The sequence below is a fragment of the Janthinobacterium sp. SUN100 genome (assembly GCF_030397705.1).
Taxonomy (GTDB): Bacteria; Pseudomonadota; Gammaproteobacteria; order Burkholderiales; family Burkholderiaceae_D; genus Janthinobacterium; species Janthinobacterium kumbetense.
On sequence record NZ_JAPUBU010000001.1, the window covers coordinates 2,385,655 to 2,412,610 of the forward strand.

The 26,956-nt window shown below is 64.2% G+C and carries 20 protein-coding genes; 15 read left to right on the forward strand and 5 right to left on the reverse strand.

The window, feature by feature from the left end; genetic code table 11:
• Nucleotides 1–234: 234 nt before the first annotated feature.
• The 6 genes from O0881_RS10560 (at nucleotide 235) to O0881_RS10585 (ending at nucleotide 9,800) form a co-directional block, all read left to right on the forward strand.
• Nucleotides 235–3,336, forward strand: coding sequence for an Rne/Rng family ribonuclease (locus O0881_RS10560; RefSeq protein ID WP_289911209.1), 3,102 nt, complete (start codon nucleotides 235–237; stop codon nucleotides 3,334–3,336).
• Between the two features lie 89 nt (nucleotides 3,337–3,425).
• Nucleotides 3,426–4,763 carry a chromate efflux transporter gene (gene chrA / locus O0881_RS10565; RefSeq protein WP_289911210.1) on the forward strand — a complete coding sequence of 446 codons (1,338 nt, stop codon included), beginning with the start codon at nucleotides 3,426–3,428 and terminating at the stop codon, nucleotides 4,761–4,763.
• A 29-nt stretch (nucleotides 4,764–4,792) separates the two neighbouring features.
• Nucleotides 4,793–5,914, forward strand: a complete 1,122-nt coding sequence (gene moaA / locus O0881_RS10570) for a GTP 3',8-cyclase MoaA (RefSeq protein WP_289911212.1) — start codon at nucleotides 4,793–4,795, stop codon at nucleotides 5,912–5,914.
• 62 nt (nucleotides 5,915–5,976) lie between these two features.
• On the forward strand, nucleotides 5,977–7,836 hold the full coding sequence (glp, locus tag O0881_RS10575; protein WP_289911213.1) for a gephyrin-like molybdotransferase Glp: 1,860 nt from the start codon (nucleotides 5,977–5,979) through the stop codon (nucleotides 7,834–7,836).
• Nucleotides 7,833–8,615: a hypothetical protein gene (locus O0881_RS10580; protein ID WP_289911214.1), complete on the forward strand. Its 783-nt coding sequence runs from the start codon at nucleotides 7,833–7,835 to the stop codon at nucleotides 8,613–8,615. Before glp ends, O0881_RS10580 begins: the two co-directional genes overlap by 4 nt.
• A 285-nt stretch (nucleotides 8,616–8,900) precedes the next feature.
• Nucleotides 8,901–9,800, forward strand: coding sequence for an MHFG family PEP-CTERM protein (locus tag O0881_RS10585; RefSeq protein ID WP_289911215.1), 900 nt, complete (start codon nucleotides 8,901–8,903; stop codon nucleotides 9,798–9,800).
• 12 nt (nucleotides 9,801–9,812) lie between these two features.
• On the opposite strand, the gene rmuC is transcribed toward O0881_RS10585, so the two are convergent.
• Entirely contained in the window at nucleotides 9,813–11,198 is a 1,386-nt protein-coding gene (gene rmuC / locus O0881_RS10590) for a DNA recombination protein RmuC (RefSeq protein WP_289898665.1), read from the reverse strand.
• A 5-nt stretch (nucleotides 11,199–11,203) separates the two neighbouring features.
• Nucleotides 11,204–11,599: a group II truncated hemoglobin gene (locus tag O0881_RS10595; protein WP_034785429.1), complete on the reverse strand. Its 396-nt coding sequence runs from the start codon at nucleotides 11,597–11,599 to the stop codon at nucleotides 11,204–11,206.
• Between the two features lie 132 nt (nucleotides 11,600–11,731).
• Here O0881_RS10595 and O0881_RS10600 point away from each other — a divergent pair, with 132 nt between their 5' ends.
• Genes O0881_RS10600 through O0881_RS10610 form a run of 3 tightly spaced genes read left to right on the forward strand, consistent with a single transcriptional unit; the run spans nucleotide 11,732 to nucleotide 13,867 of the window.
• Nucleotides 11,732–13,009 carry an MFS transporter gene (locus O0881_RS10600; protein WP_289911216.1) on the forward strand — a complete coding sequence of 426 codons (1,278 nt, stop codon included), beginning with the start codon at nucleotides 11,732–11,734 and terminating at the stop codon, nucleotides 13,007–13,009.
• A 3-nt stretch (nucleotides 13,010–13,012) separates the two neighbouring features.
• Nucleotides 13,013–13,360 (forward strand): GIY-YIG nuclease family protein, encoded by a 348-nt coding sequence (locus tag O0881_RS10605; RefSeq protein ID WP_143451483.1) that lies wholly within the window; start codon nucleotides 13,013–13,015, stop codon nucleotides 13,358–13,360.
• Nucleotides 13,361–13,417: 57 nt separating this feature from the next.
• On the forward strand, nucleotides 13,418–13,867 hold the full coding sequence (locus O0881_RS10610) for a MarR family winged helix-turn-helix transcriptional regulator (RefSeq protein ID WP_099668394.1): 450 nt from the start codon (nucleotides 13,418–13,420) through the stop codon (nucleotides 13,865–13,867).
• 5 nt (nucleotides 13,868–13,872) lie between these two features.
• Here O0881_RS10610 and cqsA read toward each other — a convergent pair whose 3' ends face one another.
• On the reverse strand, nucleotides 13,873–15,120 hold the full coding sequence (gene cqsA / locus O0881_RS10615; RefSeq protein ID WP_289898668.1) for an alpha-hydroxyketone-type quorum-sensing autoinducer synthase: 1,248 nt from the start codon (nucleotides 15,118–15,120) through the stop codon (nucleotides 13,873–13,875).
• 152 nt (nucleotides 15,121–15,272) lie between these two features.
• Here cqsA and O0881_RS10620 point away from each other — a divergent pair, with 152 nt between their 5' ends.
• The gene (locus O0881_RS10620) at nucleotides 15,273–16,571 is read left to right on the forward strand and encodes a HAMP domain-containing sensor histidine kinase (protein WP_289911218.1); all 1,299 of its coding nucleotides are present in this window, start codon (nucleotides 15,273–15,275) and stop codon (nucleotides 16,569–16,571) included.
• A gap of 3 nt (nucleotides 16,572–16,574) precedes the next feature.
• Nucleotides 16,575–17,582, forward strand: coding sequence for a response regulator (locus O0881_RS10625; protein ID WP_289911221.1), 1,008 nt, complete (start codon nucleotides 16,575–16,577; stop codon nucleotides 17,580–17,582).
• Nucleotides 17,583–17,585: 3 nt separating this feature from the next.
• On the opposite strand, the gene O0881_RS10630 is transcribed toward O0881_RS10625, so the two are convergent.
• Nucleotides 17,586–20,117 carry an FtsX-like permease family protein gene (locus tag O0881_RS10630; protein ID WP_289911223.1) on the reverse strand — a complete coding sequence of 844 codons (2,532 nt, stop codon included), beginning with the start codon at nucleotides 20,115–20,117 and terminating at the stop codon, nucleotides 17,586–17,588.
• A gap of 21 nt (nucleotides 20,118–20,138) precedes the next feature.
• Complete coding sequence (locus O0881_RS10635) at nucleotides 20,139–21,170, reverse strand: adenosine deaminase (protein WP_289911225.1); 1,032 nt, start codon at nucleotides 21,168–21,170, stop codon at nucleotides 20,139–20,141.
• Between O0881_RS10635 and O0881_RS10640 the strand changes: the two genes are divergently transcribed.
• From O0881_RS10640 to O0881_RS10655, 4 genes are all read left to right on the forward strand, one after another.
• Entirely contained in the window at nucleotides 21,169–21,420 is a 252-nt protein-coding gene (locus O0881_RS10640; protein ID WP_289911226.1) for a hypothetical protein, read from the forward strand. The two genes, O0881_RS10635 and O0881_RS10640, sit on opposite strands and share 2 nt — an antisense overlap.
• A gap of 328 nt (nucleotides 21,421–21,748) precedes the next feature.
• Entirely contained in the window at nucleotides 21,749–23,671 is a 1,923-nt protein-coding gene (locus O0881_RS10645; protein WP_099666829.1) for a PrkA family serine protein kinase, read from the forward strand.
• Between the two features lie 72 nt (nucleotides 23,672–23,743).
• Nucleotides 23,744–25,012, forward strand: a complete 1,269-nt coding sequence (locus tag O0881_RS10650) for a YeaH/YhbH family protein (protein ID WP_077407911.1) — start codon at nucleotides 23,744–23,746, stop codon at nucleotides 25,010–25,012.
• The gene (locus O0881_RS10655) at nucleotides 25,012–26,613 is read left to right on the forward strand and encodes a SpoVR family protein (RefSeq protein ID WP_099666828.1); all 1,602 of its coding nucleotides are present in this window, start codon (nucleotides 25,012–25,014) and stop codon (nucleotides 26,611–26,613) included. The genes O0881_RS10650 and O0881_RS10655 overlap by 1 nt, the downstream gene beginning before the upstream one ends.
• Nucleotides 26,614–26,956 lie beyond the last annotated feature (343 nt).

Below are 26,956 nucleotides of genomic sequence, written 5' to 3' on the forward strand. Positions count from 1 at the left end.
CTCTGCCCCCGACATCCGGGCTGCTTCAGATGAGTTGCAGGTGTCCTGTGCACTCGGCATGACGATCGACCTCACCGCGCCTGTTGCGGCCGTAACGTATACCTCGTACGCGTTGTTGCTCCGCACGCCTAGGCATTTCCCCCGCCAGCACTCCCGTTCTCGCATATATCCCTGTACTTCGCCGCTTCCCCGGAAGCGGCTTTGAGATGGCCTACGGGTCGCGGAGTTATAAAAATGAAACGCATGTTGTTTAATGCCACGCAGCAAGAAGAACTGCGCGTAGCGATTGTCGACGGACAAAAACTGATCGACATCGATATCGAGACAGCCGGGCGCGAACAGCGCAAATCCAACATCTACAAGGGCGTGATCACGCGCATCGAGCCATCGCTCGAAGCGTGCTTCGTCAGCTATGGCGAAGACCGCCACGGCTTCCTGCCCTTCAAGGAAGTTGCCCGCACGTACTTCCGCGAAGGCGTGGACGTGCGTAACGCTTCCGTCAAGGAAGCGCTGCGCGAAGGCCAGGAAATCATGGTCCAGGTGGAAAAGGAAGAGCGCGGCAACAAGGGCGCCGCCCTGACCTCGTTCGTCTCGCTGGCCGGCCGTTACCTGGTATTGATGCCGAACAACCCGCGTGGCGGTGGCGTATCGCGCCGCGTGGAAGGTGAAGAGCGCCAGGAATTGCGCGAAACCATGGATAAACTGGACTTGCCAGCCGGCATGTCCGTCATTGCCCGCACCGCCGGCATCGGCCGCAACGTCGATGAACTGCAGTGGGACTTGAATTACCTGATGCAACTGTGGCGCGCCATCGAAGGCGCCGGCAAGTCGGCCAACGGCGCTTTCCTGATCTACCAGGAATCGTCGCTCGTCATCCGCGCCATCCGCGACTACTTCCAGCCCGACATCGGCGAGATCCTGATCGACACCGACGAGATCTACGACCAGGCGCACCAGTTCATGAGCCACGTGATGCCCGACATGGTGCACCGCGTGAAACGCTACAGCGACGACGTGCCGCTGTTCTCGCGCTTCCAGATCGAACACCAGATCGAAACGGCGTACAGCCGCACCGTGCCGCTGCCATCGGGCGGCGCCATCGTGATCGACCATACGGAAGCGCTGGTCTCCGTCGACGTCAACTCGGCCCGCGCCACGCGCGGCTCGGACATCGAGACGACCGCCTTCAACACCAACTGCGAAGCGGCCGAAGAAGTGGCCCGCCAGCTGCGCTTGCGCGACTTGGGCGGCCTGATCGTCATCGACTTCATCGACATGGAAGTGGCAAAGAATCAGCGCGAAGTGGAACAGCGCCTGAAAGATGCGCTGCACCATGACCGTGCCCGTGTACAAATGGGCAAGATTTCCCGCTTCGGCCTGATGGAACTGTCGCGCCAGCGCCTGCGCCCTTCGCTGTCCGAAGGCTCGCACGTGACGTGCCCGCGCTGCTCCGGCACCGGCCACATCCGCGATACGGAATCGTCCGCCCTGCAGGTGCTGCGCATCATCCAGGAAGAGGCGATGAAGGAAAACTCGGCCACCATCCACGTGCAAGTGCCCGTGGACGTGGGCGCCTTCCTGCTGAACGAAAAACGCGGCGAAGTGCTGAAGATCGAAAACCGCCACCGCATCGCCGTGATCCTGATCCCGAACAAGCATCTGGAAACGCCGCACTACAAGCTGGAACGCATCAAGCACGACGATCCGCGTCTGGAAGACAGCCAGGCCAGCTACAACCTGGCCGAAAGCGCTGAAACCGACATGGCGTACAGCAAGCGCCAGAAGGAAGAAGCCAAGCCGCGCCAGGAAGCCGTCGTCAAGACGATCACCCCTGACCAGCCGGCACCGCTGGTCGAGCGCAAGCCCGTCGAAGCGAAACCGGCCCCAGTGGCCGCGCCTGCCGCGCCGCAAGGCCTGATCGCCAAGATCATCAGCTTCTTCACCGGCGCCCCGGCACCGGTGGCACCGGCACCCGCCCCAGTCGCCCCGGCCAAGCCGGCCGGCGCCGACCGCGGCGACCGCAACAGCCGTGGCCCGCGTGGCCGTGGCCGCAACGGCAAGCCTGGCCGCGAAGAGCGCGAACCGGGCCAGGGCCGTCCAGCCCAGGACGATGCCGCGAAAGAAGCGGAAGCACTGGAAAAAGCGGCCCGTCCGCCACGCCCGCCGCGTCCGCCACGCGAACCGCGTGAAGCACGCGAAGGCGGCGATGCAACGGCAGCGCCACGCGAACGGGGCGAACGTCCTGAACGCGCGGAACGCCCGGAGCGCGCCGAGCGTCCGGAACGTGCCGAACGTCCGCCACGCCAGCCACGCGAAGGCCGCGAACCGCGCGCCGACAAGGCTGTTGTTGCTGAAGTGAAAGCTGAAGAGCTGGCACTGGTTGGCGCCACCGCCAGCGCAGTGAACGTCGTCGTGCCGTCCAGCGGCCCGGAATCCGACGCCGCACCGGCCAACCTGCTGAAAGCACCGGCGAATGCCGGTCCTGAAGGCGAAGAGACGGAAAACGACGTGGAAGGCGAAGAACCGCGCCGCCGCCGTCGTCGTGGCGGCCGCAACCGCAACCGCCGCGACCGCGAAACGGGCGAGCTGATCGAATCGGCAAATGGCGAGAACGAAGGCCAGGATGCGCCAGTGATCAGCTTTACGGTTGCTCCGGCGCCGGAAGCTGCTGTCGCTGCCGCGCCAGTGGAAGCTGCCGCCGAAGCCGCGCCAGCCGTCGTGGTGGAAGTGGTGGAAGTGGCCAAGGTCGTGGACATCGCCAAGGTCGAAGAAACCGCTCCTGCCGTGGAAGTTGCCCCAGCTGCTGAAGTGATCGTGCCAGCAGCCCCTGTCGAAGCGGCTGCAGCGCAAGCTGAACCAGCCGCTGCCGAACCAGTGCCAGCTGCCGAGTACAGCTTTGCCGAGAAAGCGCAAGCCGCACCAGCGCCTGCCCCTGCTCCAGCGGAAGTCATCGTCGAAGCGGCGCCAGTCGTGGAAGCAGTTGCAGTCGTGGAAACGGTCGTCGTGGTGGAAGAAGCGCCGGTAGCCGAAGCGGCGCCTGTCGTGGCGGAAGCGGCGCCGGTGGTTGCCGAAGTTGCTCCTGCTCCTGCACCAGCGCCGGCACCTGTCGCCGCGCCTGCCCCGGCGCCTGCCGCGCCAGTGGCCGCGCCGCTGGACTTGAGCGCAGTGCTCGGTTCGGCCGGCCTGACCCTGGCTGCCACCGATCCGGAAAAACTGCGCCTGGCGCAGGAAGCGGCCGCCAAGGCAGTCGCTCCGGTCCGCAAGCCGCGCGAACGCAAGCCATTGCCGCCGCAATCGGATGAGCCGTTGATCCAGGTCAACACGCAGCGTCCATAAGCGTGCCGGGTTCGCCCAGCCGCCGATGATGAAAGGGGAAGCTCAGGCTTCCCCTTTTTTACGTCCCCCCCCCTTGCCAGCCAGCCGCCATGCACGAGAACGCCAACCAACTTCCCTCCCCCGTCAGCCTGCGCAGCGCCTTCTGGTACTGGCTCAAGCTCGGTTGCGTCAGCTTTGGCGGCCCGGCCGGGCAAATCGCCATGATGCATGCGGAACTGGTGGAAAAGCGGCGCTGGATTTCCGAGCAGCGTTTCCTGCACGCCCTGAATTACTGCATGCTGCTGCCGGGGCCGGAAGCGACCCAGCTGGCCATCTACATCGGCTGGCTGATGCACCGCACGCGCGGCGCCCTGGTGGCCGGCCTGCTGTTTTTGCTGCCTTCGCTGCTGCTGCTGATCGTCCTGTCCTGGCTGTACATGGCGTATGGCCACGTGGCCGCCATCGCCGGCGTCCTGTACGGCGTCAAGCCGGCCGTCGTCGCCATCGTGCTGGCGGCCGCCTGGCGCCTGGGCCGGCGCACCTTGCGCAGCCCCGGTCCGATCGCCATCGCGGCAGGCGCATTTGTCGCCATCGCCGCGCTACAGCTGCCATTTCCGCTGATCGTGCTCGCCGCCGCCCTGCTTGGCATGGCGGGCGGCCGCTGGCTGCCGGCCCACTTCCATGTCGGCGCCGCCTCGCACGGCGGCGCGGCCCGCTACGGCGCCGCCCTGATCGATGACGACACACCCACGCCGGAACATGCACGCTTCAGCTGGCCGCGCCTGCTTGGCACGGCCGCCGTGGGCCTGGCCCTGACCTTCCTCGCCTGGCTGGGCCTGGCGCTGGCGGGCGGCGCGGACCAGCCGCTGGCGCAGATGGGCATGTTTTTCAGCAAGGCGGCCCTGCTGACGTTCGGCGGCGCGTATGCTGTGCTGCCCTACCTGGTGCAAGGCGCCGCCGAGCACTACCACTGGATCACCAGCGCGCAAATGATGGATGGCCTGGCGCTGGGCGAAACGACGCCCGGCCCCCTGATCATGATCGTCGCCTTCATCGGCTTTGTCGGCGGCTGGAGCCACGCCGTGACAGGGGAGCAGCTGTGGCTGGCGGGCGTGTGCGGCGCGCTCGTCGCCAGCTGGTTCACCTTCCTGCCCTCGTTCATCTTCATCCTGGCCGGCGCGCCGCTGGTGGAAGCGTCGCGCGGCAATCTGCGCCTGAGCGCGCCCCTGACGGCCATCTCGGCGGCCGTGGTGGGCGTCATTGCCAGCCTGGCCCTGTTCTTTGGCCGCCATGTCTTCTGGCAAGAAAACCCGCTGCCGCACTGGGACTGGCTGGCGATTGCCATCGCGCTGGCGGCCGGCGTGGCGCTGATCAGGTTTCAAGTGGGCACCATCAAATTGCTGCTCGCCTGTGGCATCTTCGGCCTCGTGCTATCGTATCTGCCTTGAACGACTCAACGTAAGTGGTATCACCTTTCATGGCTGACAAGATTATCTACCTCGCCGAAGCCCGCAATGGGGCTTTGGCGATTCCTGCGCAGCTGGATAGCCCCAGCGGCAACGTGGCCGACAGCCTGGGCCGGCCCCTGCACGACCTGCGCATCTCGATTACCGACCGCTGCAATTTCCGTTGCGTGTATTGCATGCCCAAGGACGTATTCGACAAGAACCACGTCTACCTGCCGCACACGGATTTGCTGTCGTTCGAGGAAATCACGCGCGTCGCGCGCCTGTTCGTCGCGCACGGGGTGGAAAAGATCCGCCTGACGGGCGGCGAGCCGCTGCTGCGCAAGAATATCGAAAAGCTCATCGCCATGCTGGCCGACCTGCGCACGCCGTCGGGCCAGCCGCTGGACCTGACCCTGACGACCAATGGTTCCTTGCTGGCAAGAAAAGCGCAGGCGCTCAAGGATGCGGGCCTGAACCGGGTCACCGTGTCGCTCGACTCGCTCGACGACGCCACCTTCAAGCGCATGAACGACGTCGATTTCGCCGTGGCCGACGTGCTGCACGGCATCGATGCGGCGCACGCGGCGGGCCTGGGGCCCATCAAGATCAACATGGTCGTCAAGGCCGGCATGAACGAGCAGGAAATCGTGCCCATGGCGCGCCACTTCAAGGGCACGCCCTACATCCTGCGCTTCATCGAATACATGGACGTGGGCGCCTCGAATGGCTGGAACTTGCAGGAAGTCATCCCTTCAGCGGAAGTGGTGCGGCGCATCGCCGCGCACATGCCCTTGCAGCCCATCGACCCGAACTACGCGGGCGAAACGGCGGCGCGCTGGCGCTATGCCGATGGCAGCGGCGAGATCGGTCTCATTTCCAGCGTCACGCAAGCGTTCTGCGGCGAGTGCAGCCGCGCCCGCCTCTCGACCGAGGGCAAGCTGTACACCTGCCTGTTCGCCAGCAGCGGCCACGACTTGCGCAGCCTGCTGCGCGGCGGCCGCAGCGATGCGGAAATCTCCTCGGCCGTGGCGCAACTGTGGCGCGGCCGCGGCGACCGCTATTCGCAATTGCGCACCAGCCAGACGGATTTGACGGGCGGTGCGCTTGAGCACGGTAAAAAGAAAGTGGAAATGTCGTACATCGGCGGCTGAATCGGGCGCAGCGCGCGCCCGCCGCTGCTACCATGGCGCATGCACCAATTTTCCTACCTGACATGATCAACAAACACGACATTACCGGCCTGATCCTGGCCGGCGGCCTCGGCACGCGCATGGGCCAGCGCGACAAGGGCATGCTGCCCCTGCATGGCCAGCCCCTGGCGCGCCACGTGGCCCAGCGCCTGGCGCCGCAAGTGGGCCAGCTGGCCCTCAGCGTCCACGCGGATGCGGGCGACTACGCGCACTTCGGCCTGCCCGTGTGGCCCGACGTGCTGCCAGGCCAGCTGGGGCCGCTGGCCGGCTTGCACAGCGGCATGCAGCACGCCGGCACGCCCTATCTGCTCACCGTGCCGTGCGACTCGCCCCTGCTGCCGCCCGACCTGGCGGCGCGCCTGGCCGCCGGTTTGACGCAAGACAATGCCGACCTGGCCATCGCCGTCACCGAGGAAATCGATGCGGCGACGGGAGCGGCCGTGCGCCGCCCCCACCCCGTCTTTTGCCTGGTAAAAACATCCGCCCTGCCCCAGCTCGACGCCTATCTGCGCGGCGGCGAACGCCGCATGCGCACCTGGCACGGCCCCTTGAAACTGGCCGAAGTACTCTTCGAAAACAATAGTGCATTCGGCAACATCAATACGCCGGACGAGCTGGCCGCCCTGCAGGCGCAGGGCCTGTCCGTGCCGATGGCGCAAGCCATCCTGGCCGACACCGTCGCGCCCGTGGCCGACATCGAGGAACTGCCGCTGCCGCAAGCGTTCGAACGCATCCTGGCGGCCGACATCATCTCGCCCATCAGCGTGCCCGCGCACGACAATTCCGCCATGGATGGCTATGCGCTTTACGGAGCTGACCTTGGCGCCGACCTCGGCGGCGACACCCCCGTGACCCTGGCCGTGGTCGACACCATCCTGGCCGGGCGTCCCGGCACAGTCAAAATCGGACGCGGCCAATGCGCGCGCATCATGACGGGCGCCGTCATGCCCGACGGTTGCGACAGCGTGGTGCCGCAGGAACTGGTGCTGCAAGCGGGCGACGCCAGCATTACCGTGGCACCGGACTGCATCCGCGCCGGCGACAACCGCCGCTTCAAGGGCGAAGACTTGATGCAGGACAAGCCGGCCCTGCTGCAAGGCAAGATACTCGGACCGGCCGAGCTGGGTTTGCTGGCCTCGCTGGGCATCGCCACGGTGCCCGTGCGCCGGCGCCTGCGCGTGGCCTTCTTCTCCACCGGCGACGAATTGCGCTCGATCGGCGAGCCGCTCGACGCGGGCTGCATCTACGACAGCAACCGCTACACGCTGCTGGGCATGCTGACGCGCCTCGGCTGCGAAGTGCTCGACATGGGCATCGTCAAGGACAATCCGCAAGCGCTGGAAGCGGCCCTGCGCGGCGCCTGCGCCACGGCCGACGTCATCATCACCTCGGGCGGCGTATCCAGCGGCGCGGCCGATTTTACGCGCGACATCCTCGCGCGCCTCGGTGACGTGGCCTTCTGGCAAATCAACATGCGCCCGGGCCGCCCCATGGCCTTCGGGCGGATTGCCAGCGAGGGCGAATCGGCCTTGCTGCTGGGTCTGCCCGGCAACCCGGTGGCCGTGATGGCGGCGTTTTATTTCCTCGCCCGCCCCACCCTGCTGCGCCTGATGGGCGCCGACGCGGACACGTCCGCCCTGCCGCTGCTGCAAGTGGCGGCGCAAGCGGCGATCCGCAAGAAACGGGGCCGCACGGAATACCAGCGCGGCATCGTCGAGCGCGGTGCGGACGGGCGCCAGCACGTGCGCGTGACGGGCGCGCAAGGCTCGGGCATCCTGCGCTCGATGACGCAAGCCAATTGCATGATCGTGCTGCACGAAGCGCAAGGCCACGTGGCCGCCGGCGACCTGGTCGATATCGTGCTGTTCCAGGGATTGGTATGAAACTGATACTGGCACTGGCCCTGCTGCAGGGCATGACGGCGTACGCCGGCGAAGTGCACAGCAATGGCTACACGTTGCGCTTCGACGAACGCATCGAGGATGCACGCGGTGACTTGCACGGCGACACCGTGGGCCGCATCCGCCTCGTGCGCACCAGCGACCAGGCGCTCGTGTGGCAGGAAAACACGCCCCTGCGGCCCGGCTGCGGCGCCGTTGCGGCCGTCACCGCCCTCGACGACCGCTTCGTCGCCCTGTGCGGCCACCTGGGCGGGCGCCATTACACGCAAAAGATCATTTTCATGCAAGGCACCTCGCCCGCCATGGTGAGCGTGGACCAGTACGATGCGCCCAGTCCCGTGCGCGTGGAGCGCGACGGATCGCTGGCCATCGACGTCCTGCGGCGCGACCGCTTTCCTGGCGAACTGACGGGCCCGCATTACTTTCCCACCGTGTACCGCTTGCACCGCGATGACGCCACGTTCGGTTTCGTCCCCAGCTTTGATGGCGATGCCGCCGGGCGCTACTGGCAGCACTACCGCGCCACGCGCCAGGCGGCGCCGGCGACGTCCGTGCTGCCGGAACTGCTGGCCTCCCTGCTGGCGGCCCAGGCCGGCAAGCAATCGATCTGCGCAGAACTGGACACGCTCGCCGCCGACTTGCAGCAAGGGCGGCAGTACGATGCGCAAGGCGCGCGCACCTTGATGCGCACCTGGCTGCACAAGCTGCCCGCCATCGGCTATCCCGCCTTCGATACGCAAGCCTGCCCGGGCCGCATCTAAGCATCCCTTGCCGCGCCGCCGGCGGCGCATCCCCAAGCTTCCCCTCCCGAACGGCCCGCCTTGCGCGGGCCGTTTGCATTGCCCCTTCGCAATCAATTTTCCTCCCGGAAACTGCTCGCCTATTGAGATAAAAATGTTAATTATTTCTTTAAATAACATATCAACAAACACAACACTAATTGTAATTATTTTATTTATTTGTTGATATTTAAGTTTCTTCGGTGATAACATCCGAACTTATACGAAAAGTTCAATTTTGATATTGTTTTCACAAGGAAACTAATAATGAGACACCGCTCTTGGAACGCGGGCGCCAGCATGCTGGGAGCGGCTTGCCTGCTTGGCCTATTGACCCTCGCCCCGCCGCCCGCCCATGCCAAAGGGGCCCCTCGGGCCGACGTCCTGGACAACTGCAGCTGGAACCGCCCCGGCGCCGACCCGTTCATGGGCGACGTCGTGGCCGCCGTGGACAGGTACCCGGACATCGCGCCGCAGGTGCGCGAGCAATTGAAGGCGCGCATGCGCGCGCGCCAGTATGATGAAATCGTCGTGATCAGCCGCGACGCCATCCGCGGCAAGGGCAATTACGATGCGCGCATCAGCGACATGCATTTCGGCCCGGGCCGCGTCTGCCGCAATGTCACGCGTGCAGGCTGGAGCGAGCAGATGCAGGAAAGGGGACTCGTGTACTGCGTGCAGGGCACCTGCATCCTCGTGCCCACCGTGTGCCGCAATGTCAGCCGCATCACGCAGGCGGCGGCAGGGCCGCGCGGCGCTGGCGCGGCCCCGGTTGGCGCCGCGCCGGGCGGTGCAACGCCGGCAGCGGCCGCGCCGGCGGCAACGGGCGTGCCCGTCATCGAGCATCCCGTCGCCGCGCATGGCGGCTCGCTCACGGGCGCGGCGCCGCCGGCCGTGGTGGCCGGCCTGCCCCTGCCGGGCTTCGATTTCGTGCGCGGCAGCCGCGACACGATGTTGCCGTCGGGCATAGGCGGTGGCCAGCCACCGCGCGGCAGCAGCATCATCGTCGAGCCGTTCAACCCCACCGTCATGCTGCCTTCGCTGCCGCCCACCGGCCTGTCCGTCATGCCCGCCGTGCCGGAACCGCAAACGTGGGCCATGCTGCTGGCGGGACTCGCGCTGACCGTCTGCGCCACGCTGCGCCGCCGGCCTGCGGCGGCGACCTGAACGGCGGCGGCGCTATTCGCCGTCCGCTTCGGCGGACAGTCCCGCGTCCGCCTTACCCAGCAGCAAGGCGGCCGCCTCGCCCGGCAAGGCTTCCACGGATTTCAATTTGCGCGCCATCTGCCGGCTGCGCACTTCCGCGCTTTCGATATTCTTCGCCGCCTTTTCCAGGGTCAGGCGGGTCTGCGACAGCACGTCGCCAAACTTGCCGAATTCCGTCTTCACGGCGCCCAGCACTTGCCACACTTCCGACGAGCGCTTTTCCAGCGCCAGGGTGCGGAAACCCATTTGCAGGCTGTTGAGCAAGGCCGTCAACGTGGATGGCCCCGCGATGCTGACCCGGTGCACGCGCTGCAATTCGTCGGCCAGGCCCGGGCGGCGCAACACTTCCGCATACAAGCCTTCCGTGGGCAGGAAGAGGATGGCAAAGTCGGTGGTCAGCGGCGGCGCCAGGTATTTGTCCGCGATGGTTTTCGCTTCGCCCCGCACGGCCCGTTCCAGCTCGCGTCCGGCCAGGGCCACGCCGTCGGCATCGGCCCGCTCTGCCGCTTCGACCAGGCGCTCGTACTGTTCCTTGGGGAACTTCGCATCGATCGGCATCCACACGGGCGGCCCGCCATCGGACAGGCCCGGCAATTTCAGGGCGAATTCCACGCGCGCGCCGCTGCCTGGCAAGGTTTCCACGTTCTTCGCATACTGGTCGACAGTGAGTACCTGCTCCAGCAGCATTTCCAGCTGCACTTCGCCCCAGGTTCCCCGCGTCTTGACGTTGGTGAGCACCCGCTTCAGGTCGCCCACGCCCAGCGCCAGCTGCTGCATTTCACCGAGTCCCTGGTGGACTTTTTCCAGCCGCTCCGACACTTGCTGGAACGAGGCAGTCAGGCGCGTTTCCAGCGTGGCGTGCAGCTTTTCATCGACCGTCTTGCGCATCTCTTCCAGGCGCGCGCCATTGTCGGCCTGCAAGTCGCGGATCTTGCTTTCCAGCGTGGCGCGCACTTCCAGCATGCGCTGCGCATTCGATTCCGTCAGCTGCGCCAGGGTCTGGTTGGTGCTGTCGGCAAAGCGCGCCAGGCTTTGCGCCTGTTCCTCGCGCCCGACTTTTCCCTGCGCCTGCATCTGCGTGCGCAGGCTGTCGAGCTGCTGCAGGGTCGCCGCCTGGAATTGCGCCAGGCTGGTGGCCAGGTCTTGCCGCGTCGCCTGTGCCGACGCCTGCAGTTGCAGCCGCACTTCGCGCTCGACCCGGTCGATGCGTTCCAGGCTTTGCTGCTGGTGCTGCTGCACCAGGGCCAGGGTGGTGGCGCCATCGCCGGCCGCGCCACGGGGGCGCAGCAAGATCAATAGCAACAGGACGATGGCGACGATGGCGGCGCCCAGCAGGCTGTAAAACTCGATTGGGCTCATGGGTGTCAGTCAGGTTTGTTGCGCATCCAGTCGGCCGTCTGATAGAACGATTCCATCAGGCGCACGCGCAAGGACTCTTCGATGCCCGTGTCTTCCATGGCCCAGGCCATGGCGCGCAGCCACTGGTCGCGCTCGCTGGTGCCGATGGCGTAGGGCAAGTGACGCGCGCGCAGGCGCGGATGGCCGAATTTCTCGATATACAAGTCCGGGCCGCCCATCCAGCCCGTCAGGAAGAAATACAGCTTGTCGCGCGAACCGTCCGTCGAAGGCGGATGCATGACGCGGATGCCGGCGAACTCGGCTTCGAGTTCCATCAAGTCATAAAAACGGTCGACCATTTCGCGCAGCACGGGGGCGCCGCCGATGGTCTCGTAGAGGGTGGGGGCAGTGGTATCAGTCATGGCCGCCATGATAGCGCAAGCGCCGGCGGCCCATGCGGCGCCAGCTTCCGCTGCCGGCATAAAAAGCAATATACTTGACCACTCAAGCTTTTATCAACTACTATGCAATCTTTAAACACGGACAGGTCAACCATGCCCACCACCGCAGAACCTCCTTTGCTACGCAATACCAACTTCCGCTGGCTGCTGGGCGGCGGCCTCGTCTCCATGCTGGGCGACCAGTTCAGCATGCTGGCCCTGCCCTGGCTGGTGCTGAGCCTGACGGGCGATAGCCTCAGCCTGGGCATCGCCGTGGCCCTGATGGGCGCCCCGCGCGCCGTGCTGATTTTGCTGGGCGGCACCATCGCCGACCGCTATTCGCCCCGGCGCGTGATGCTGCTGAGCAAATACGCGAACGCCGCCATCCTGCTGGCGCTGGCGGGGTTGCTGCTGCTGGACCAGGCCAGTGTGACGCTCGCGTATGCGGCCGCGCTGGCGCTGGGTATCGCGGCCGCCTTCGGCATTCCCGCCGGCACGGCCATCCTGCCGCAAGCCGTGCCGCCGCAATCGTTGCAGAACGCCAATGGCTTGCAGATGGGCGCGCGCCAGTTGTCCCTGCTGGCCGGCCCCCTGCTGGCGGCGCTCGTGCTCGGCGCCCACGATGGCGCGCAGCACACCTCCATGGCGGCGCTGGCCGCCGCCTTTGCCATCGATGCGCTGACGTTCCTGTTCTCCGCCTGGACCTTGCGGCAAGTGAGCCTGCGGCCACTGGCCGCGGCGGCGGCGCAGGGCATGTGGCGCGACATGGCGGCGGGCCTGGCCATGGTGTGGCGCGACCTTCCCTTGCGCAGCTGCTATGCGTACTGGGCGGTGGTGGCGTTCTTCGCGATGGGGCCGCTGCAAGTGGCCTTGCCCGTGCTGGCCAGCGAGCGCCTGCATGGCGCCTCCGCGCTGGGTTTGCTGATGGGCGCGCATGGCGCCGGCACCCTGGCCGGCATGCTGGCGTCCAGCCTGGGCGGTGCCTGGCTGCGCCGCCACTTCGGCGCCACCCTGCTGCTCGTCGATGCGGTCGTCGGCCTGCTGCTGATGGCGCTGGGACAAATCAGCTCGGCCTGGCAAGGCGCGGCCCTGCTGGCCGTGACAGGGTTGCTGGGCGGCTACTTGCAGGTGGCCATCTTTACGTGGATACAGCGGCGCGTGGCGCCCGCCATGCTGGGACGGGCGATGGCCCTGTTCATGGGCATCTTCCTGGGACTGGCGCCGCTGTCGGCGGCGGCCACGGGCGCGCTGCTGCGCCACCTGAGCGTTGAGGAGCTGTTCTGCGGCGGCGGCGCCCTGCTGCTGGCAGCCGCCGTGGCGGCCGCATTATTTACCGCCATCCCGCGCATCGCCGGACCGGAAACGATCAAGCAAACGATATCGGAGAAGTAAAACATGGACAAGACACGACAGGCAACATTGAAAGCGCACTACCGGCAACAGCCGCCGCCGCTGGGCATCATCGCCTTGCGGCACTTGCCCAGCGGGCGCACCTTGCTCGACAGCAGCCGCAACGCGCCCGGCATGCTGAACCGGCACCGCTTCGAGCTGAACCTGGGCAAGCACCGCAACGCCCTGCTGCAGGCGGACTGGCGGCGCGACGGCGCGGCGGCCTTTTCCTGCGCCGTCATCGATACGCTCAAGCTGCCCGACGACCCCGCCTTCGATGCGGATGCCGAACTGGGCGCCCTGCTGGAACTGCACCGCGCACAGTGGCTGGAGCAAGGCCAGCCGCTGTATTGAGCGGCATTGCTTTACACTTGCGTACTCAAGCATTTCGCAATGGATAAAATGGACGCCATGAACGATCACACCCTCCCGTCGCCGGACGCCGACGGCGCGCTGGACTTTTGCCTGCGCCTGGCGCGCGCCCAGGCGCTCATCGTGCGCCGCTTCGACAGCGCCCTGGGCAATTTGCATGGCCTGAGCTTCAGCGACTATCAATTGCTGTACCAGCTGCAGCGCGCGCCCGGTGCGCGCCTGCGCCGCATCGACCTGGCCGAGCGCCTGGCATTGACGGCCTCCGGCGTCACGCGTTCCTTGATGCCACTGGAAAAGATCGGCCTGGTGGCACGCCAGGCCGATGCGCGCGACGCCCGCGTCGGCTATGCCGTGCTGACTGCCGCCGGCCAGGAATTGCTGGGACATGCGAGCGCCACCGCGCAGGCGGTGGGGCGCGAATTGCTGCAGGATGCGCCGGCAGAGCAGCTGGGAGCGCTTTCAGCCCTCCTGGGCCGGCTGGCCGGCTGACGACGCTACACGAGCGCCAGCCTGCGCAGGCGCCGCGTCGACGGCCAGTGTTCCACGCCCGCTTCGGCGCGGATGGCGGCGCAGCCCGCCAACACCCGCTCGATGGCCGCCCCGTCGAGCCCCGCATTGAGGGTCAGGCGCACGAGGGCGCGGTTCTTCGCCGTTGCCGGGGCGCAAAACATGGCGCCGTAAATGCCTTGCCGCTCCAGCGCCTGGCGCAGGACTAGGGTGGCCGGTTCGCCGCCCGCCTCCAGCGCCACGATCTGCTCCGTGCCATCGCTGACGTTGTAGCCCAGTTCGCGCAAGCCTTCGCGCACCTGCAGCGTATGGCGTTGCAGGGTGGCGCGCCGCTCGTCGGCAGCCATGATGAAATCGAGCGCCGCGCCCAGCCACGCCAGCTCATGCGCCAGCAAACAGGAACTGAAGATGGCGGGGCGTGATTCGGACAAAAAATAGCCCTTGAAGCGGCTGGAACAGCTGATGAAACCGGCACGTCCCGCGAAGGCCTTGGCCAGCGACGCCGTGCGGAAATGCACGCGGTGGCCCAGTCCCCACGCCTCCACCAGGCCCGCCCCCTGCGGGCCATGCGTGCCCAGCGAGTGCGACTCGTCGACCACCACCACGCAGTCGCTGCGCTCGGCGATGTCGAGCAATTCCAGCAGCGGCGCCAGGCTGCCGTTGGTGCTGTACAGGGCGTCGACGACGATCACGCCGCGGCCATGCTTTTCCACCTGCCGCCGCAAGTGCGTCATGTCGTTGTGCAGGAAGGGCACGGCCTGGGCCTGCGCCGAGAGCACGCCTTCCCACAGCGAGGCGTGGGCCTGCATGTCGAGGTAGACGGGAATGCCGGGGCTGGCGATGCACTGGATCAGCCCGACGTTGGCCGCCATGCCGGACTGCGCCAGGATGCCGTCCTCGCTGCCCATGAAGCGGGCCAGCCGGCTTTCCAGCCGGTGTTGTTCGCTGCCTTCCTGCAAGTACACGGCCGACATCAGCATGCCGCCCGCATTCGCCTGCAGGGACGCCACCTGGGCCGCCACCAGCGCCGGCTCGGCGGCGATGGACAGGTAATCATTGCCAGCCAGGAAAATGGCATGGGCGGGTGTCGGTTGCCAGGCATGGGGATGCTGGCCGCCCAGCAGCTTTTCGATGCGCGTGACGTGGTGCGCATCCATGCGCCGCACGATGTAGTCTGGCAAGCAGTGTTCTGCGCGGACGAAGGATGGGGCGTGCAAGCTGGTAGCGATGGTCATGAGTTTTCTCCTAGGGAAAGGTTTGCTGCGGCTTAAAGCCTTGACCGTCTCGCGAACCCATCCATTGACGTATATCAATGTCCGATGAGATAACCGTTCAACCAGGAAAATTTACGCGATGATAATGTTCTGAAGAGAATCAAGGCAGAGTCATGACGCAGCAATTGCAAGGACGATGGACACACTGGCGCAGGCGCCTGCTCCATTCGCTGCTGCATGAACGCATGCCCCATGAAAACCTGGCCGGCAGGGTCGCCATGCTGGCCGCCGTGGGCACGGTGGCGATGCCGCTGTACTACCTGCTGTGGAATTACTTTTTTCCGCAAGCCTATGAAAACCTGACCTTGCGCCTGACGGGCGTGGGCATCTGCGCGGTCGGCCTGTTTGCGCGCCACTTCTCGGCCCGCTGGCTGTCGCGCTACCTGCTGTTCGCGCTCAGCTACATCCTGCCCTTCTTCTTTACCTTCATGTTTCTGATGAACCACGCGTCGTCCATCTGGAGCGAATCGCTGCTGATCGGCCTGGTCGTGCTGTTTCATTTCGAAACGAAGCTGGCTTGCCGCGCCTACCTGATCGGCACCAGCACCGCCTGCCTCGCCGTCATCCTGCAGGGGGAAGGCGACTTCCTGCTGCAGCGTGAAGTGCTGCAGCAACTGCCCGTGCACTGGTTCACCATAGCCGCGCTGTCCGTGGTGAAAGTGGGCAGCAAGGTGCTGGAACTGGAACGGCTGGCCGGCCTGTCCGCCGGACTCGGTTCCGTGGCGCACGAGCTGCGCACGCCGCTGACCAGCGTGGAAGCCAATGTGCGGGGCATGCGCCGGCTGCTGCCGCAACTTGCCGGCCAGGCGCACGACTTGCCGCCGTTGCAGGAAGCCCTGTCGCGCATCCAGTTCGAAGTGCGCCACATGCAGCACATGATCGATTTGTTCCTGATGAGCGCCAGCGCCGTGAACCGCAACCTGCAGCCCAGCCAGGCGCTGTCGATGCTGGCGATGGTGAATTCCGTGCTGAAGCGCTACCCATTCACCGGCAACAGCCAGCGCAGCCGCGTCAAGGTGGACGTGCGCGCCGACTTCCAGTTCGCCGGCCAGGACGAACTGTGCGTGGTGATCCTGCTGAACCTGCTGAGAAACGCGCTGAAAGCCATCCAGCGGGCCGGCAAGGGCCGCGTGCGCATCATCATCGACGGCGCCCGCCCCGTGCCCAGGCTGCTGTTCATCGACACGGGCTGCGGCATCGCGAAGAACCGCCTGCCGCTGATCTTCGAGCGTTTTTATTCGTATCCCGTGCATAACGGCAGCGGCATCGGCCTGGCCCTGTGCCGGCAGATCATCACGGCCTGGCAGGCGCGCATCCGCTGCGTGTCGCGCGAGCATGCGTATGCGATTTTCATCCTGGAATTTCCCCAGCCCCTGCCTGCCCGCTTACAACCCTCTTCCCCCGCAAGGTGATGCATGCAACTGCCCGTCTACTCCCATCCGACCCTGACCGTATTGATCGATGACAGCGATTCCTTCCTGAAAAGCCTGGCGTTCCAGCTCGACCCCGCGCTGGCGCGCCTGACCTTTCATGACACCAGCAGCGCGCTGCACTGGCTGCGCCACAGCACGCAGCCGGGCGAGACGCCGCTGCACGTCAATTTCGACACGCAAAACCTGCCGCGCGACCAGCGCAACGTGGCGCTCGACCTCGAACGCATCTGGCGCATCAGCGGCCAGGCGCAGCGCTTTGCCGTGCCTTCCGTGCTGGTGGTCGATTATTCGATGCCGCAGATGAATGGCCTGGAATTCTGCCAGGCCGTGCGTGACTTGCCGTGCAAGAAGATTTTATTTACGGGCGCGGCCGATGAAAAAGTGGCCGTGACGGCCTTCAACCGGGGCTTGATCGACCGCTACATCAAGAAGAGCGACGACGATGCGCTCGATATCCTGGAACAGGAAATCGTTTCCCTGCAACGCGAATTCTTCCTGCAGCAGTCGGACACCGTGCGCGACTTGCTATTGCTGCACGACTATAGTTTCCTGCAAGACGAAGCCATGGCCGCCGTCGTGCAGGAACTGTGCCGGCGCCATGGCTTTGTCGAGTTCTATATTTTCCCGAATCCCTGCGGCATCCTGTTTTTCACGCGCGACGGCCAGGCCCGCCTGATGATCATCGAGACGGAACGCAGCCTGCACACGCAGTACGAAATGGCGCGCGACAGCGACGCGCCCGAGTCCCTGCTGCTGGCCTTGCTGGAAATGCGCGTGATCCCGTACTTTTCCGATGCCGACAGCGACGGCATGTATGCGGCGCACATCGGCGAAAACTGGTTCCGCTATTGCGCCGCGCCGACCATCTGCCTGGGACGCGAAACCTACTTCTGGGCCCTGTTCGACGTGCCGCCGCACCAGCTGGGGCAGCCAGTCATGTCCTACGCGCAATTTTTACGCGCGCAGGCGGACGACAGCGTGGGCGCCTAGTCCTTAGCTTTCCCGCAAGGTTTGCAGCGGCGGATGTTTCAGGACATTGCGCAAGCCCAGCCAGCCGCCGGCGATCGCACACAGGGCGCCGGCCAGCAAACCAAAGGCCCACACGCCGGGCGCGAAGCTCCAGGCGAACTTGAACTGGTACGTGGCCAGCGCCCAGCCCATGGCCGCCGCGCCCGAGGCCGCCAACAGGCCGGCCAGCGCGCCGACAAGGGAAAACTCGATCAGCTGCGCCTGCGCCAGCTGGCGCCGCGTGGCGCCCAGCGCGCGCAGCAGGCCCGCTTCGCGCGTGCGCTCGTCCTGCGAACCCATCAAGGCCGCATACAGCACCAGCAAGCCAGAGGCCAAGGTAAAGGCAAACAGGAATTCGACGGCCGTCACCACTTGGTCCAGCACGCCCTGAATTTGCTTGAGCACGCCGCCCACGTCGACCACCGTCAGATTCGGGTAGTCGCGCAGCAAGGCATTGCCCAGGTCGGCCTGCGCGGGCGGCAGGTGAAACGCCGTGATCCACGTCTGCGGCGTGTCCGCCATGGCGGCCGGATTGATGATGACAAAGAAATTGACGCGCATCGAGCCCCATTCCAGCTTGCGCAAACTGGTAATGGCCGCTTCCACGGGCTGGCCGGCGATGTCGAAGCGCAGCTTGTCGCCCAGCTTCAGCTTCAGGGTCTTGGCGATGCCTTCTTCCACCGACGCCTCGGCTGGCGCGCCCGGCGCATTGCCGAACCACTTGCCGGCCACCAGCTTGTTTTCTTCCTGCATCGCGGCCATCGTCGACAGGTTGAATTCGCGGTCGGCCAGGCCCTTGGCGCGGTCGTCCTCGTAGGTGGTTTCCGTGATGGCGTTGCCGTTCACGGCTACCAGGCGCCCCCGTATCATCGGATACAAGGGCGCATTGGCCACGCCGGCCTGGGCCAGGCGCGCGGCGATCGGGTCTTTCTGTTCCGGCAGGATATTGATCATGAAGCGGTTCGGCGCGTCCGGCGGCGTGGCGTTGCGCCAGGCCACCATCAAGTCGCCGCGCACCACCGTCAGCAGCAGCAAGGCCATCAGGCCCAAGGCCAGGGACACCACCTGGATGACGGTGGCGCCCGGGCGGCGCTGCAGGGACGTGACGGCGAAGCGCCAGCCCGGGTGATTGAAGGCGCCGCGCAGGGTTTTCAGCGAGCGGATGCCCAGCCAGCCGGCCAGGCCGAACAGGGCGAAGCCGCCCAGGAAGCCGGCCGCCGTCAGCAGGGCCAGTTTCACGTCGCCCGCTTGCCACAGGAGCAGCACGACGAAGGCGGCGATGCCCAGGCCGTAGGTGGCCAGGGCCAGCGCCTGCGGCGCCTCCTGCTCGCGGCGGATCACGCGGTTATGGGGGACATTGCGCAACTGCAAAATCGGCGGCAAGGCAAAACCGAGCAGCAACAGCATGCCGGTGGCCACGCCTTGCAGGGCGGGCAGCATGGACACGGGCGGCAAGTCGCTCTGCACCAGCTTGCCCAGCAGCTCCAGCAGCACCAGGTGGCCGCCGAAGCCCACCATCACGCCGACCACGCTGCCGGCCAGTCCCACCAATAAGAATTCGATCACGTACATGGCCGTGACCTGGTTTTGCGTCAGCCCCAGGCAGCGCAGCATGGCGCAGGCATCCAGGTGGCGCAGCATGAAGCGACGCGCCGCCATGGCCACGGCGACGGCCGCCAGCATGGCCGACAGCAAACCGACGAGGGAAAGAAAGCGGTCGGCGCGGTCCAGGGTCGATTGCATCTGCGGGCTGCCCGATTCCAGCGATTCGATGCGCACGCCTTTGATCGCTTGCGTCTTGATCTGGCTTTCCAGCCAGGCTTGATATTGCGCAAGCTCGCCCGCCTTGGCGGGCGGCGCCGACAACAGCAAGCGGTACGACACGCGCGAGCCGTTCTGCACCAGCGCCGTGGCGGCCAGATCGCTCAAGGGCAGCATCACGCGGGGAGCGAAGTTGAGGAAGGACGCGCCTCGGTCCGGCTCGCTGGCGATCAGTTGGGTGACGGTAAATGCCTTGTCGCCCAGCGTCAGCGTATCGCCCAGCTTGGCGTTCAGGCTGGACAGAATCGCCGCATCGACCCACAGGGTGCCGGGCGCCGGCACCTGGTCGGTTGGTCGGCCGACGGCATCCTGCGCCTCGCTAACCTGGGTGGTGATTTTCAGCTTGCCCCGCTGCGGGTAGCCGGGCGAGACGGCCTTGATGGAGGCCAGTTGCGACAGCGATTGCTCGCCCTCGCCCGCCTGCGCCATGCTGGGAAACGTCACCGTGTCGGCCAGGATGAAGCCGCGCTTCTGCGCCTCCGCGCGCCAGGCCGCATTGACGGGCTGGTCGGCGCTGATGACCAGGTCGGCCCCCAGCAGCTGGTGCGCGTCGCGGTTCAAGCCCGCGCGCAGGCGGTCGACGAAGAAGCCGACGGCCGACAGGGCCGCCACGGCGACGATCAGCGCGACGAGCAGGAAACGCAGTTGCCCGGCGCGCCAGTCGCGGCCGGTCATTTTCAGGGAGAGGCGGAACATGGGCGGCGGGTCTTTATAGAGTTACTGCGCGCTGCCGTGGGCGGCGGCGTGCTGCGCGAAATACGCATCGACGGTAGCGAGGAAGGCGTCTTTCTGCGCCTGCGGCAGGAAGGCGGCGATGAAACCGTTGCGCGCCAGGCGTTGCGCGTGGGATAGGCCCAGCGGCAGCGCATCGAAGATGGCGTCGAAATTGTCGTTCATGTAGCCGCCGAAATACGCGGGATCGTCCGAGTTCACCGTCACCAGCAAGCCCGCGTCGAGCAATTGCACCAGGTTATGGTCGTGCATCTGGTCGAACACGCGCAGCTTGGTGTTCGACAGGGGGCAGACGGTCAGGGCGATCTGTTCGCGCGCCAGGCGGGCCGTCAGTTCCGCGTCTTCCAGGCAGCGCACGCCATGGTCGATGCGTTCGACCTGCAAGTCGTCGAGCGCCGTGCGGATGTAGGCCGGCGGGCCTTCCTCGCCCGCGTGGGCCACCAGGTGCAGGCCCAGTTCGCGGCAGCGGGCAAACACGCGCGAGAATTTCTCGGGCGGGTTGCCCACTTCCGAGGAATCGAGGCCGATGCCGATGAATTTGTCACGGTGCGGCAAGGCGTCTTCCAGGGTCTCGAACGCCTCTTTCTCGCTCAAATGGCGCAGGAAGCACAGGATCAGGGCCGCGCTGACGGGACTGTCCTGGCAGGCGCGGTGGATGCCGTTGATCACGTCGGCGATGGGCACGCCGCGCGCCGTGTGGGTTTGCGGGTCGAAAAAGATTTCCGTGTGCAGCACGTTATCGGCTTCGGCGCGGCGCAGGTAGGCTTGCGTCATGTCATAGAAATCCTGCTCTTTCAAGAGCACGCTTGCGCCAGCGTAATAAATGTCGAGAAAAGACTGTAAATCCGTAAAAGCATAGGCGCTGCGCAAGTGTTCCACCGATTCATAGCCCAGCGGCACGCCATTGCGCTCTGCCAGTGCGAAAATCAGTTCTGGCTCCAGCGAGCCTTCGATATGGATATGCAGTTCGGCCTTCGGCATGCCGCGGACGATCGCGCGCAATTGGGGGTTCATCATGGGTGTTCCTTATAGGGTGACGATAAAAATGCTGGCTCGCGCACGCGCACGCGCGGCGCGCAGGGCCATCAGACATGCAGGCATCTTAGCGCAAGATGGCCAGCCTCACCGGCGCCAGGCCGCCATGGCGCAGGCTGCGGCAGCGCCATGGCCGGCTCCGGCACGCGCTGGCGAATTGTCGTATGATGGTTTAAAAGGTATACAAAAGTTCATTGGAATCGATGAAAAATTTGATGATTTATCCAATTAAATCAACAATTTACAAACAAGTATTAAGGATATGCCGACATATCTTTTGACTTCCTGATCCTTTAGAGCAATAATAAATTTCATGGGGTAATGGTAGGTGCAGCAAGCGCTATCAACAGTGAAAAAAAAGCCGGCTGGCCACGTCAGCACACGGCATCAAGCGCCAGTTTTTTGGTCCGGGCAATCCGGACTCGCAAAGACAGCCGGGCTTGAAACAACAATAAAAATCGATACGGGGTACAGGAAAAGTTCAAGCGGCAAGCCCAGGCGAGTGCCAGGCGGGCGGCCATGGTGACTGGCAGTACGGGTTTACATTAAAGGACATTGACATGACCATTTTTGATAACTATGCAGCACGCTACGAGCGCACCCGCGAAGAGGAAATGTCGCTCACCGACTACCTGGCCCTGTGCAAGAAGGACAAGCTGACGTACGCCAGCGCGCCCGAACGCATGCTGGCCGCCATCGGCGAGCCGCAGCTGGTCGACACGCGCAACGACACGCGCTTGTCGCGCATCTTCGCCAACAAGATCATCAAGATCTATCCCGCCTTCCGCGAGTTCTACGGCACCGAGGAGGTGATCGAGCAAGTCGTCTCGTACTTCCGCCACGCCGCGCAAGGCCTGGAAGAGCGCAAGCAGATCCTGTATCTGCTGGGGCCCGTCGGCGGCGGCAAGTCGTCCATCGCGGAAAAACTCAAGTCGCTGATGGAACACGTGCCCTTCTATTGCCTGAAAGGCTCGCCCGTCAATGAGTCGCCGCTGGGCCTGTTCAACGAGGAAGAGGACGGCACCATACTGGAAGAGGATTACGGCATCCCGCGCCGCTACCTGCGCAACATCCCCAGCCCGTGGGCCGTGAAACGCCTGCATGAATACAATGGCGATATCAACCAGTTCCGCGTCGTCAAGCGCTATCCATCCGTGCTGAAACAGATCGCCATCTCGAAAACGGAGCCGGGCGACGAGAACAACCAGGATATTTCCTCGCTGGTGGGCAAGGTCGACATCCGCAAGCTGGAAGACTATGCGCAGGACGATCCGGACGCCTACAGCTATTCGGGCGGCCTGTGCCTGGCCAACCAGGGCTTGATGGAATTCGTGGAAATGTTCAAGGCGCCGATCAAGGTCTTGCACCCCTTGCTGACGGCCACGCAGGAAGGCAATTACAAGGGCACGGAAGGCTTCGGCGCGATTCCGTTCGACGGCATCATCCTGGCCCACTCGAACGAGTCGGAATGGAAGACGTTCAAGAACAACCGCAACAACGAGGCGTTTCTTGACCGTATCTATATAGTCAAGGTGCCGTATTGCCTGCGCGTGTCCGACGAAATCAAGATCTACGACAAGCTGGTGGCCAATTCCTCGCTCGTCAAGGCCCCGTGCGCGCCCGGCACCCTGCGCATGATGGCGCAGTTCGCCATCCTGTCGCGCCTGAAAGACCCGGAAAACTCCAGCATCTTCTCGAAGATGCTCGTCTACGATGGCGAAAACCTCAAGGACACGGACCCGAAAGCCAAGTCCATGCACGAATACGTCGATTACGCGGGCGTGGACGAAGGCATGAACGGCCTGTCGACGCGCTTTGCCTTCAAGATCCTGTCAAAAGTGTTCAACTTTGACAATTCCGAAGTGGCTGCCAATCCCGTGCATCTATTATATGTACTGGAGCAGCAGGTCGAGCGCGAGCAGTTCGCGCCGGAACTCGAGCAGCGCTACTTCTCCTATATTAAAGAGCACCTGGCGCAGCGCTACGTGGAATTCATCGGCAAGGAGATCCAGACGGCTTACCTGGAAAGCTATTCGGAATACGGGCAGAACATCTTCGACCGCTACGTGACGTTTGCCGATTTCTGGATACAGGACCAGGAATACCGCGATCCGGACACGGGCGAAAGCTTCGACCGCGAATCGCTGAACAATGAACTCGAGAAGATCGAGAAGCCGGCGGGCATTTCCAATCCGAAGGATTTCCGCAATGAAATCGTGAACTTCGGCTTGCGCGCGCGGGCCTCGAACGGCGGCAAGAATCCCGCCTGGACCAGTTATGAAAAGTTCCGCACCGTCATTGAAAAGAAAATGTTTTCGAATACGGAGGAATTGTTGCCCGTGATTTCCTTCAATGCCAAGGCCAGCGCCGACGATGCCAACAAGCACGCCGACTTCGTGGCCCGCATGGTGGAAAAAGGCTATACGGCCAAGCAGGTACGCCTGTTATGCGAATGGTACTTGCGCGTGCGCAAGTCATCCTAGCGCGGACAGCGGAGGCGCGCTCCCGCCCGAGGGCTGGCGGGGCGCGCAAGACGAGAAGCAAGGAGGCACCCTTTGACATATCTCATCGACAGGCGCTTGCAAAGCAAGAATAAATCCGCCGTCAACCGCGAGCGTTTCCTGCGGCGTTACAAGGGCCAGATCAAGGATGCCGTGGGGCGCGCCATCAAGGGGCGCTCGATCACGGACGTCGAGAATGGCGAGAAGGTCAGCATCCCCGTCAAGGACGTGGGCGAACCGTCGTTCGGCCACGCGCATGGCGGCGTATGGGAAGTGGTCAATCCCGGCAACAAGGAATACCTGAAAGGCGACCAGATCGCGCGGCCGAAAGGCGGCGGTGGCGCCGGGCGGGGCAAGGCGGGCAATAGCGACGAGACGACGGAAGACGACTTCATCTTCGAATTGTCGCGCGAAGAATTCATGAATTACTTCTTCGAGGACCTGGAATTGCCGCACATGGTAAAAACCCAGCTGACGGCCACCACGGAATTCAAGAACCAGCGCGCTGGCTACAATATGTCGGGCACGCCATCGAACATCCACGTGCTGCGTTCCCTGCGCGGCGCGCTGGGACGGCGCATCGCCGTCGGCGGCGGCGCCCGCAAGCAGCTGGCGCAGGCCGAGGAAGACCTGGCCGAACTGCTGCACGAAGGCGCGCCCGACAGCGACCCGCTCGTCACGGAACTGCGCCGCCTGATCCACCACCTGCACACGCGCCTGCTGGCCATCCCCTTCATCGACCCGTTCGACTTGCGCTACAGCAACCGCATCAAGGTGCCCAAGCCGATGACGCAAGCCGTCATGTTCTGCATCATGGACGTATCCGGTTCCATGGACGAGTCGCGCAAGGACACGGCCAAGCGCTTCTTCATCCTGTTATATCTGTTCCTCAAGCGCGCCTACGACAAGATCGAGGTGGTCTTCATCCGCCACCATACGGCGGCGGCCGAAGTGGACGAGCATGAATTCTTCAATTCGCGCGAGTCGGGCGGCACCGTCGTATCGTCCGCGCTGCACTTGCTCAACACCATCATCGACGAACGCTATGGCGCCGGGCAATGGAACAGCTATGTGGCGCAAGCGTCCGACGGCGACAACTGGGACAACGATTCCGTGCTGTGCCGGCAATTGCTTATTAATACCATCATGCCCAAGGTGCAGTACTACACCTATGTCGAGATCACGGACGGCCCGCAGCAAAACCTGTGGGAGCAATACGCGGGCGTGCTCGACCATCACGCCCATTTCGCCATGCAAAAGATCGTCACGCCGGCCGATATCTACCCGGTCTTCCGCGAACTGTTCAAGAAACAGGTGAAATGATGAGTGCAGCCTTTGACCGCGCCAGCAACACCCCGGGCGAACCGTTCGCGCGCCTGCGCCATCCGAACGCCCTGCCCGAGCAGTCGGAATGGACGTTCGAACTGATCGAGCAAATCCACGAGGAAATCCGCCGCGTGGCGAAACAGTTTGGCCTCGACACCTATCCGAACCAGCTGGAAATCATCACGGCCGAGCAGATGATGGATGCCTATACCTCGGTGGGCATGCCCGTTTCCTACAACCACTGGTCGTTCGGCAAGCATTTTTTATCGACCGAGAAAAGCTACAAGCGGGGGCAGATGGGCCTGGCCTACGAGATCGTCATCAACTCGAACCCGTGCATCGCCTATTTAATGGAGGAAAACAGCCTGACCATGCAATCGCTGGTGATCGCGCATGCGGCCTACGGCCACAACTCCTTTTTTAAAGGCAATTACCTGTTCCGCGCCTGGACGGATGCGGACGCCATCATCGACTATATGGTGTTTGCCAAGAATTACATCGCCGAATGCGAACAGCGCCATGGCGTCGACGCCGTGGAATTGCTGCTCGACTCGTGCCACGCCATCCAGAACTATGGCGTGGACCGCTACAAGCGCCCGGCGAAACTGTCGATGGCGAAGGAGTATGCGCGCCAGAAAGAGCGCGAAGCCTATGTGCAGTCGCAGATCAACCAGCTGTGGCGCACCCTGCCCCGCCGCGAGGATGAGGAGGAAGAGGAAGACCAGCGCAAGGCCGCGCCCCGCTTTCCGCCCGAACCCGAGGAAAACCTGCTGTACTTCATCGAAAAGTATGCGCCTCTGCTGGAACCGTGGCAGCGCGAGATGGTGCGCATCGTGCGCAAGATTTCCCAGTACTTCTATCCGCAGCGGCAAACCCAGGTCATGAACGAGGGCTGGGCCACCTTCTGGCACTACACGATATTGAACCAGCTGTATGACGAAGGCGTGGTGGGCGACGGCTTCATGATGGAATTTCTGAAAAGCCATACCAACGTGGTCTACCAGCCGCCCATCGACAGCCCGTATTACAGCGGCATCAACCCGTATGCGCTGGGTTTTGCCATGATGAGCGACATCCGCCGTATCTGCGAGCACCCGACCGATGAAGACCGCGCCTGGTTCCCCGACATGGCCGGCAGCGACTGGCGCAAGAGCCTGGACTTTGCCATGCGCAATTTCAAGGATGAAAGCTTCATCGCCCAGTACCTGTCGCCGCGGCTGATCCGCGAATTCCACTTCTTTACCGTGCTCGACGACGACAAGAATGAAAAACTGGCCATTTCCGCCATCCACGACGATGCCGGCTACCGCTACGTGCGCCAGCAACTGGCGGAACAGTACAACCTGGGCAACCGCGAGCCGAATATCCAGGTCTGGTCCGTCAACACGCGCGACGACCGCGCCCTGACCCTGCGCCACACGCAATTCCAGCGCCGCCCGCTGAACCAGCAGGCGGCCGAGGTGCTCAAGCACGTGGCACGGCTGTGGGGCTTCGATGTGCACCTCGATACGGTCGACCCGCAGGGGGCGGTGCTGGGCACCTTGAATTGCCGGCGCGAGAAGCGCAACCGGCGCGATGACCCGGTTGCCAAGCCATGAAATGATTTGTTGATAATAATCAATAGCAAGAATATAAGCGCTTCCTATGCCTATATAGGAATTCAGTATGGCCTGACGGCCTCGAAACGGCTGTCAGGAGCGCCTTTTTTGACCTGGGTGAAGTGCGTTCCGCACCCGTTTGGTGCGCGCGACGGGCTAAGTGGTCTGGTTCCGAGGCAAAACATTTCCAAAAAGAAAGATTTTTCTCCAAATTTAGCAGTTTCCATATTGGATATCACGAAATATAATTCCGCCAGATCGACACATCGGAGAACTTAGCAGCGGTCACCCAAAACGGCTGTAAAAAACCGATAAGACCGCCTTTTTTTATGTCCGAAAGCGT